Origin of the sequence: Spirulina subsalsa FACHB-351 (assembly GCF_026130165.1) — a bacterium.
In the GTDB taxonomy this organism is placed as follows: domain Bacteria; phylum Cyanobacteriota; class Cyanobacteriia; order Cyanobacteriales; family Spirulinaceae; genus Spirulina_A; species Spirulina_A subsalsa_A.
Window position 1 is genome coordinate 1 of sequence record NZ_JAIHOM010000222.1, and the last position, 3,529, is coordinate 3,529.

The following is a 3,529-nucleotide window of genomic DNA, read 5'->3' on the forward strand; positions in this document are numbered from 1 at the left end:
CCTGAACCGCGCTAACTTAGGGTTTGAAGTAATGCACGAGCGCAACGCTCACAACTTCCCCTTAGACTTAGCTAGTGGTGAAGCTGCTCCTGTGGCTTTAACTGCCCCCCAAATCAACGGGTAAGTTAAATCAACCAACAGGTCTAAGCTAATCAAAAATTGAGAATTGGGTCTAAACGCCTCCCAAATTGGGGGGCGTTTTTCCATGGGAGGACTTTCTACGCACGAGAGAAAACGGGTTAATCAATTCTCTTCTTGAGAAAGCATTGTAATCAAACGTCGTAGTTGACCCGCCTCTTTCCGTGAACGATAGCGTTTTTGAGCTTCTACCAGAATGGCGTTGAGCAGTGAGGGGTTTTCAGCCGCCACCTGCCATGTGGCCTCAATGAACACTTCTAGGGTGATTTTGGAGTCTTTACAAAAATGAGTCAGGGCTTGGTCGATTTGGTCTTCTAAAACAACGGCAGAACGTCGCCGCATCTTGGGGAATCGGGCTAATTTAGCTTGGAGTTCAGCTAAGGTGTTCTCTGTTTGCAAAGCATCCGGAGGGGAAGAGAGGGAGGACTCTGGGAGGGGAGAGGTCGTGTCTTGAATGAGGGTATCTTCCCGTTGGGGAACAACGGTCCGTTGACGTTTTTGGCGGAGTTCGTTTAGTAGATTATCAGACATGACTGGGTTCTCCTAGCTGTTGCACGAGGCTTTCAATTAAAAGACTAAAGGGATATTCCAGGTCGCTATAGCCTAGGTCGGTTAAGGTTTGACGGCGATTAATGGCCTGTTTATAGCGTTCAGATTCCCGAATGGAAGGCAACATTAGGGTTTTGCCTACTTCTTCGGTCATGGCTTCAACGGCCAAGCGGCTTTCAGTGCTTTGATTGTTGCCAATCCAACGATCTCGGAAGGGTATAACGCCTAACACTTGGGCTTGAGTGGCTCGTACATTCTGCATGGACTTTAAAAGGTCTAAAGTCCGCACGAGGGAACCATAGCCTTTGAGGGACGCTTCGGCGGGAATGACTAAACCATCGGCAGCCCCAAGGACGGTTAGACAAATTTGGGAACGCTGGGGAGGGGAATCAATAACACAGATTTTAAAGGTGGAGGTCAGGGGTTCTAAACGGTGTTTAAGTAAGGTGGCTCCTACCCCACTACTGGCTAAATAATCCACGACTCCATCGAGTTGGTCATCGGCAGGGATGAGAAACAGGTTGTCTTCTCCGGTGACGGGGTAGATGGACTCTTGCAACTCGACGGATTGTTTGATGAACTCTAACAACATTGGCTCGTTGGGTTTGAGTTCTAAACCTAAGTAGGTGGTTAGGTTGTGTTGGGGATCCGCATCAATCAGTAAGGTGGGATAGCCTAGTTGAGCGAGTTTACGCCCTAAAAACAGAGCGGCTGTGGTTTTGCCTTGTCCTCCTGAAAGGGAGGCGACCGCAAGGGTTAACATAATTAGCTTTGTGGCTTTTGTTGAAAAGATAAAATGTATTATAGCTAAAAAGGTTATTTAATTAATTTAGTGAATAAACAAAAAATAATTTACACAAAAAATAAAAAGCTAAAAAGCTAAAAAGCTAATTTTAGGGTTTATTTGAAGATAGCCGAATAACCCTCTAATCCTTGATTCATAGGACTTTTAGCCTTTTGTAGAGCGAAGAAGTGCCAGATTGTGATGTTCTCCCTCCGTTGCTGACGGAGAGTCAAGGGACTCCCAATAAACTGAGAATCCCCGTGCCTTTAGGCGGGGGAGTGTCAAATTGAAGTTGGGGTTGACACTCTCAGGTCTAAAGACACTGAGTTTCCAAACTCCCACCCTTTTCTTTTCAAAACACAGTCTGCGCTAGGGCTTGATAACGGTAAGCTTGTTGTTTAATCTCAAAGCATTGTTCAGCTTTCTGACGGGCGTGGTGGGAGAGTTGAGTATAGCGTTCCCCATCGGCTAAAACCCAAGCCATGCCGTGAGCAAGGTCTTCTACCGCGTAGGGGGTGGCTAAATAACCATTCTGCTGGTGATCTACAATATCTTTCAGCCCCGTAGTATTAAAGGCAACAACGGGAGTGCCACAGGCTAAAGCTTCAGAGGCTGTTTGTCCAAAGGATTCCTGACGGGAGGGGACTACCATCACATCGGCGGCCGAGTAGATGAGGGCGAGGGTGAGATCATCACTCAATGTCCCGAGATAGTGGGCTTTGAAGGGGATGGTGAGGTCTGAGGATTCAGACCCGAAAATCAGGAGTTCAAGGGAATCTAGGGGGAGTTGATGGTTTTGGGTGGCGAGGTGTTTGAGGGCGGCGAGGAGGAGATCAAACCCTTTGCGTGGATCTGAGGTGGCGGCGATCGCACCAAATAATACCAAAGGTCGATCCAAAGGCAAATTGAGCAAAGAACGGGCAATTGTTCGGTCAATGGGGCGATAGACCGTTAAATCTAAACCACAGGGGATGATATGCAGGGGATAATGAGATAACAGAGAACTGGCTTTAATACAATCGGCCATCCAAGTGCTGGACGCAATAAGTGTTAAGTTAAGCCCCCGCCAAGCTTTCGCTTTCCGTTGCCAGATACGATGGGAAAGATCCCGTAAGGAGTGACTTTGGAGTTGAGGACAGTGGCCGCATTGTTGAGTATAGCGATCGCAATCCTCACTATAATGACAGCCCCCGGTGAAAGGCCACATATCATGGAAAGTCCACAACAGAGGCTTTTTGAACTGAGCTAACGTTTCAATCCGCAGAAAACCATTGCAAATCCAGTGCAGATGAATTAAATCCGGGTTAAGCTGGGCAACAGTAGAGGCGATCGCATCGGGAAACCATTGGGGGGAGAATAATTGACCCGGCCGTTGGGGGTAAGACCGCAACGGAAGACGATTAAGAGGAGGTCCCAACTTAGTCAACAGACTGCGTTCGGCTTTTACCGCCGGATCTCGACTCAACTTAGCCCGAACCAGCATCTGAGACTCCTGACCAATCTGACGGAAACCGCGATGCAAACGATAGGTTGCCCTTGCTGCCCCCCCTTCTAAGTCAGATGTACTAAGTATTAAAATTTTCATCAGAGAAATGGGTCTGAAACCCCGTCCTTCAGGACGGCTTTGCATCTTGAGTTTTAGCACTAAAAGCAAACTCACAAAGGATGTGCTATAATGTGAGGCATGGAAAAAGCCTATCGCTACCGTTTTTATCCTACACCGGAACAAAAACACCTCTTGCGCCGCACGTTGGGTTGTGTCCGATTGGTTTACAACAAGGCCCTCCAGGCAAGAACTCAGGGATGGTATGAAAGGCAAGAAAGGATTGGGTACAACCAAACATCTTCGATGTTAACAGCATGGAAGAAAGAGGAAGAACTCGATTTTCTCAATGATGTTAGCTGTGTTCCCTTGCAACAAGGATTACGGTATCTTCAGAAGGCTTTTAATAACTTCTTTGATGGTCGGGCAAAATACCCTAACTTCAAAAAGAAGCATCAGGGAGGCAGTGCTGAATTTACCCAGTCGGCTTTCAAATACCGCCATGGGCAAATTTA

Annotated in this window: 4 protein-coding genes and 1 pseudogene; 2 read left to right on the forward strand and 3 right to left on the reverse strand. The window is 47.4% G+C overall.

Annotated elements, in window-relative coordinates; translation table 11 throughout:
• Window positions 1-124: pseudogene (locus tag K4A83_RS22905) on the forward strand (photosystem II q(b) protein); the annotation flags it as partial.
• Between the two features lie 119 nt (window positions 125-243).
• Here K4A83_RS22905 and K4A83_RS22335 read toward each other — a convergent pair.
• From K4A83_RS22335 to K4A83_RS22345, 3 genes are all read right to left on the reverse strand, one after another.
• Window positions 244-669, reverse strand: a complete 426-nt coding sequence (locus K4A83_RS22335) for a hypothetical protein (protein ID WP_265266923.1) — start codon at window positions 667-669, stop codon at window positions 244-246.
• A complete protein-coding gene (locus K4A83_RS22340) occupies window positions 662-1,450 on the reverse strand; it encodes a ParA family protein (RefSeq protein ID WP_265266924.1) in 789 nt (262 codons plus the stop codon). Before K4A83_RS22340 ends, K4A83_RS22335 begins: the two co-directional genes overlap by 8 nt.
• Window positions 1,451-1,823: 373 nt before the next feature.
• Complete coding sequence (locus tag K4A83_RS22345; protein WP_265266925.1) at window positions 1,824-3,056, reverse strand: glycosyltransferase family 4 protein; 1,233 nt, start codon at window positions 3,054-3,056, stop codon at window positions 1,824-1,826.
• Between the two features lie 99 nt (window positions 3,057-3,155).
• Here K4A83_RS22345 and K4A83_RS22350 point away from each other — a divergent pair.
• Window positions 3,156-3,529: RNA-guided endonuclease InsQ/TnpB family protein (locus K4A83_RS22350; protein ID WP_265266926.1), on the forward strand; the 374-nt coding region annotated here is incomplete at its 3' end.